This window comes from Taibaiella helva (assembly GCF_003545695.1).
Classification (GTDB): domain Bacteria; phylum Bacteroidota; class Bacteroidia; order Chitinophagales; family Chitinophagaceae; genus Taibaiella; species Taibaiella helva.
The window spans coordinates 1-4,035 of sequence record NZ_QUZZ01000024.1 but is presented as its reverse complement, the minus strand read 5'-3'; the positions used below and the strand labels follow the sequence as shown (position 1 = coordinate 4,035).

At 44.3% G+C, this 4,035-nt stretch carries 6 protein-coding genes; 5 read left to right on the top strand and 1 reads right to left on the bottom strand.

What is annotated here, in order from left to right; translation table 11 throughout:
* Positions 1 to 1,540 (bottom strand): DUF6443 domain-containing protein (locus tag DZC79_RS20905; RefSeq protein WP_198666983.1); only part of this gene is annotated, 1,540 nt, incomplete at its 3' end.
* Between the two features lie 617 nt (positions 1,541 to 2,157).
* Here DZC79_RS20905 and DZC79_RS20900 point away from each other — a divergent pair.
* The 5 genes from DZC79_RS20900 (at position 2,158) to DZC79_RS20880 (ending at position 3,755) form a co-directional block, all read left to right on the top strand.
* On the top strand, positions 2,158 to 2,421 hold the full coding sequence (locus DZC79_RS20900; protein ID WP_118953564.1) for a hypothetical protein: 264 nt from the start codon (positions 2,158 to 2,160) through the stop codon (positions 2,419 to 2,421).
* Between the two features lie 71 nt (positions 2,422 to 2,492).
* Positions 2,493 to 2,756, top strand: coding sequence for a hypothetical protein (locus DZC79_RS20895; RefSeq protein ID WP_118953563.1), 264 nt, complete (start codon positions 2,493 to 2,495; stop codon positions 2,754 to 2,756).
* A gap of 106 nt (positions 2,757 to 2,862) precedes the next feature.
* Positions 2,863 to 3,093 carry an RNA-binding protein gene (locus DZC79_RS21945; RefSeq protein ID WP_118953562.1) on the top strand — a complete coding sequence of 77 codons (231 nt, stop codon included), beginning with the start codon at positions 2,863 to 2,865 and terminating at the stop codon, positions 3,091 to 3,093.
* 70 nt (positions 3,094 to 3,163) lie between these two features.
* Positions 3,164 to 3,478: a hypothetical protein gene (locus DZC79_RS20885; RefSeq protein WP_157977327.1), complete on the top strand. Its 315-nt coding sequence runs from the start codon at positions 3,164 to 3,166 to the stop codon at positions 3,476 to 3,478.
* Positions 3,468 to 3,755 (top strand): hypothetical protein, encoded by a 288-nt coding sequence (locus tag DZC79_RS20880; protein WP_118953560.1) that lies wholly within the window; start codon positions 3,468 to 3,470, stop codon positions 3,753 to 3,755. The genes DZC79_RS20885 and DZC79_RS20880 overlap by 11 nt, the downstream gene beginning before the upstream one ends.
* Positions 3,756 to 4,035 lie beyond the last annotated feature (280 nt).

Here is a 4,035-nt window from a genome sequence, read left to right as displayed (position 1 = left end):
GGTCGTCATAAGTATAGCTGCCGGTAAGCAGCCAGGAGGCGGCATTGTCTACCTTGCGCCAGGTCTTGCCCAGGAGGCCGGTGGTGGCTTCATATTCATTTTTGTTCAGCTCGGTATGCTGTGTATAGCCATCGGTACTTTTATTGTTGACCAGTACCTGCTTGCCTGCAAGCACCTGGCCACTGAAGCCGTACTGGCTACTACTATAAGAGGCATGTATTACATTGTTATTCCCGTCCAGGTCCTGGCTTGCGCTGTAGATAAGCTTGCCTTTATCGTCGTAGAAAAGCGCGGTCCTGCGCCAGGCGGCAATATTCGAGGAGCCGGGGGAAGCCAGCACTTTAACCTTACCGCCGGTAGGGGCATTCAGGTTTTTAAGCGTGCGCTGCGGGGTTTCCGCGCCGCTGTTGGGATACTGTAATTCGCCGCTCTGCAGCTTGTAGCTGGCCCAGGTATTCCAGAGGTCACCGTTGGGATCGGCATCTTTATAGTCATCATAATAGGTATAGCTGAGAATATCGCAACCAACCAGGGCAGAGGGGTAAGCCCTCCACAGGTCGTAACGCTTGGCATAGTAAAAATAGCTATTGGACTGAAAAACAGTGGTATCATTGATCACGGTCACCAGCTGCTGACGGTTGGCTGAAGTCCCTAATATGCCGGTCATTGTGGGCCGGTCCAGGGGATCATACAGCGTAATGGTCCATTTATAGGAAGTCCGCAGACTGCTATCCTGGTAAAGCAACAGCCGGCCTCTTTTATCATACACAAAATACTCCCAGCCTTTGCCGGGTACTTTCTGCTCTACCTTGCGGCCTTTTTCATCATAACGGTATTGGAAGCAAAATTGATCCAGCACAGTTTGGCTGATGCTGCCATTGTTGTATGCTGCATCGGCTACGGCCGGCGGAAGGATATAACGGAGCTTACCCATAGCATCGTAGATATAATAGGTCTTGTTCAGGATGCCGCCCAGGGTATAGGGCGCTGTATTGATCACACCAATGGTATCGGTAGCCTGCTGCAGCACCACGCGGCCTTCGCGGTCCTTAAATGTCTTGGAATAGGGAACAATACTGTTGCTGGTTTCACCGGGGATGCGGGTCAGCTCACCAAAGAGCCGGCCGGCGCTGTAGTAGCCGCTGCTCACCGGAAGCCCATTGGCATCCAGGCTCCAGCGCCGCACTTCGCCGGCGCTGTTGGTAATGCGTTGCTTCTCGGTACCCCGCAGCTGCCCTACCTGGCTTTTGCCGGGAGCGTAGCTTGTTTCGGTACGCTTACTTGCAGTAGAAGTATTTTCGGTATAGCTGTAGGCGGTGCTGCCTTCGCCGGGATAAAGGTTATTGTAATAGTTTTGTTGCTCCGTAAAAGCGCCCGCCCGGAAGCCGAAGCCGGCGGCGCTGTAGGGCAGGTAGCCCACAGGGGTCACCCGGAAGCGGCTGTCGGCCGGGCTCACCAGGCTTTTGCCGGGGGTAAAGTTATGCACCACGGTCTGCATGCCCTGGGCAAAGCCGTCCAGGTACTGGGTGCTGACCTGCACATCGGCGGGCGCACTGCTGGTCGTTAATGGCTAAGTAAAAAGGAAAATTTACTACTCTTTATGAGCAGGGATCTTCCTATAAGCACCAAACACTAACCAATGAAAAGACATGAATCATTTTTAAGCGAAATGGGAAACTGAGCTGGATATTCCGGAGGCCTTGACCATGTCATTCCGGCAGTTAGTGATCAAGAAAAGCATTGACTATCAATACTGTTTATGGTCAACAAATTACGGAACCTTCTGGTCAGGCCCATCGGAATTACCAACCAAACAAAGAATTTCACCAAAATTTGCATAGTCATTAAATTGGCTTTTAGTTAATCCACCATAACCCTTCGTTGACAAGGTGTGCTTTATTTACAGTTAATCGTTCACTGGGCATTGAAAATTATATCTTGACTGACTGGGCACACCCTTATCACGATATTGGATTTATAAAGAACTTGGTAATAGAAAACTGCTCTGTAAGCAAGACCATTCAAGAGCCTTGCGATATATATTGTGTCCCTAGAATATTTATAGCCATAGTGGGCTTGCCTGTGAGCCTAAATCGAATGAAATAAAATTTAATGCCAATTAATAGGTATAGCTTTACATTGTAAAAAAATATAAAAATGCAAAATACATTTTCGCGTTCCTTCAGATTAAATGCAACAACTGAAAAGAAATTTTATTTCGTACCGGTAAAATCGAAAGATGTCCTATCCTATAATGTCCATATCAATAGTGATGTCGAAGTGAAGAAATTTGACCTTGACATGGTTGACGGCAAATGGGGAATCAGGGCACAACAAAAAAAATTACCAGAATGGGTCTTTGAATTGCAACCCCAATTCCATGAAGAGATTCAGAAAGCCTTACAAGGCCAGGAACGATAAACATTATGGCTTTCACAGTCGTAATCGCAAATCGCCTATAAATCCTATGGCCATGCCGTTAAATCCCTCCTATGCAGAAACGAAACGTAGTGATTAGTGAAATTAAATCTGACATTAGCGCTATACTAAATAAAGGTAATGAAAATAGGCAACCCGGTGACGAGAAGTTATTTAACCTTTCTGCCTTGAGAGCAGGTTTGTTTAAAGCCGGTTATAGTGCAAGGGAAATTAATGCCACGATGGCAAGCTATGCAAAACGTGGGCTGATGAAGCCATCGGCAGATCCCAGAAATGATGGTGAATATATCTTCAGTAAAAAAGCGTATGAGTTATAAGTGATATTTGCCTGCCCTGAATGATATGATCTTGATGATTGATGACTAATGAACCTAACGTTTGTATATCCGCACTTGTATTCATTTTAATAATTATCGTTAAAGCATGAAAATTTCCGTTAGCAATATCAGTGCATTGGCAAGCATAGAGCATTTGAAAAACCTTTTTTCCGAATTCGGGTTTGTAAAATCTATCTTTTTTCTGGACAGGTTGCATCATCAATGCCTTGTAACGATGGATGAAACCATCGACGGTGAGAATGCCATTAAATATTTGGACCGCTCGATATTTATAGGCCAGTCTATCAGCGTGTCAAAAGTAAGGTTGATAAAATAGCTATTAGATGTGAATGCCCTAATGCAAGAAAAGTTATAAAAATAAAGCCATGCGAATAAAATTGGTTGATATGGAGCAGTTCAAACTTTTGAAAGAAGGTGATATTTTAGAGAAGTTCCCAATAAAGTATATTCCTGAACCAATATTTGGGAACAGCAGGGAAATAGAAATCGACATATACGAAATCAGGACCGTTGATCATAAAAAACAGCGCCTAAGCCTTATACAGTCAAATAAACCACAGGAAATGTTTACGTGGCCCAGTGATGAGGAGCGGGTTCGTATCAATTATCATGACCTTATCTCCGAAAATACCTGGTGGATATCGGATTGCCCAGAGAAGGAAGCCGGATCAACGCAGGTAGCTAAATTATATGAACACTAAAATCGATAGTTTTTTACAGACATCTGCGTTGAACATAGGCGACATTATCAATAAATATCCCAAGAACGGCCAGCCCACTTCAGTATTCGATAGCAAGCACAGCAATCTTGTTGAATGCTTCGAAGTTCAGTTTTTAAACAAAAAAAACAAAATGGTCAGCCTTGTCCTTGCAAAACGATCGCGCATATTATTTGCTTTGCCCGGGGATGTAAGCAAGGAATTCATCAGTGAGAAAGATCTTATAGATCAGAGAGTCTGGTGGCTTTTCAGCGAATAATTTTTACTGTATGAATTAAGCTATTTGACAAGAGAAGTAAACTATGTGCGTTACAACCCGTGGTGTTCGATCCGGCTTCCAATATACTGAATAAGTTCATCGTTGAATACCGTGCCTTCGCAACCCACCGACAAGCATTACTTTTTTCTAAAGTGATTTCAATAATGGGAATCGTGTTAAATTGGGCAATAAAAAAAGACAGGATAGTACCTGTCTTCTCTTATTCATATATGGGCCATAGGAGCTAAAATCACAGTGCCTTTTCTGGCATACCTTTTTT

Excerpts from the sequence above, each read along its gene's own strand:
- DZC79_RS21945 (WP_118953562.1), top strand. The coding sequence starts at position 2,863 with ATGAAAATTTCCGTTAGCAATATCAGTGCATTGGCAAGCATAGAGCAT.
- DZC79_RS20880 (WP_118953560.1), top strand. The coding sequence starts at position 3,468 with ATGAACACTAAAATCGATAGTTTTTTACAGACATCTGCGTTGAACATA.
- DZC79_RS20895 (WP_118953563.1), top strand. The coding sequence starts at position 2,493 with ATGCAGAAACGAAACGTAGTGATTAGTGAAATTAAATCTGACATTAGC.
- DZC79_RS20885 (WP_157977327.1), top strand. The coding sequence starts at position 3,164 with ATGGAGCAGTTCAAACTTTTGAAAGAAGGTGATATTTTAGAGAAGTTC.
- DZC79_RS20900 (WP_118953564.1), top strand. The coding sequence starts at position 2,158 with ATGCAAAATACATTTTCGCGTTCCTTCAGATTAAATGCAACAACTGAA.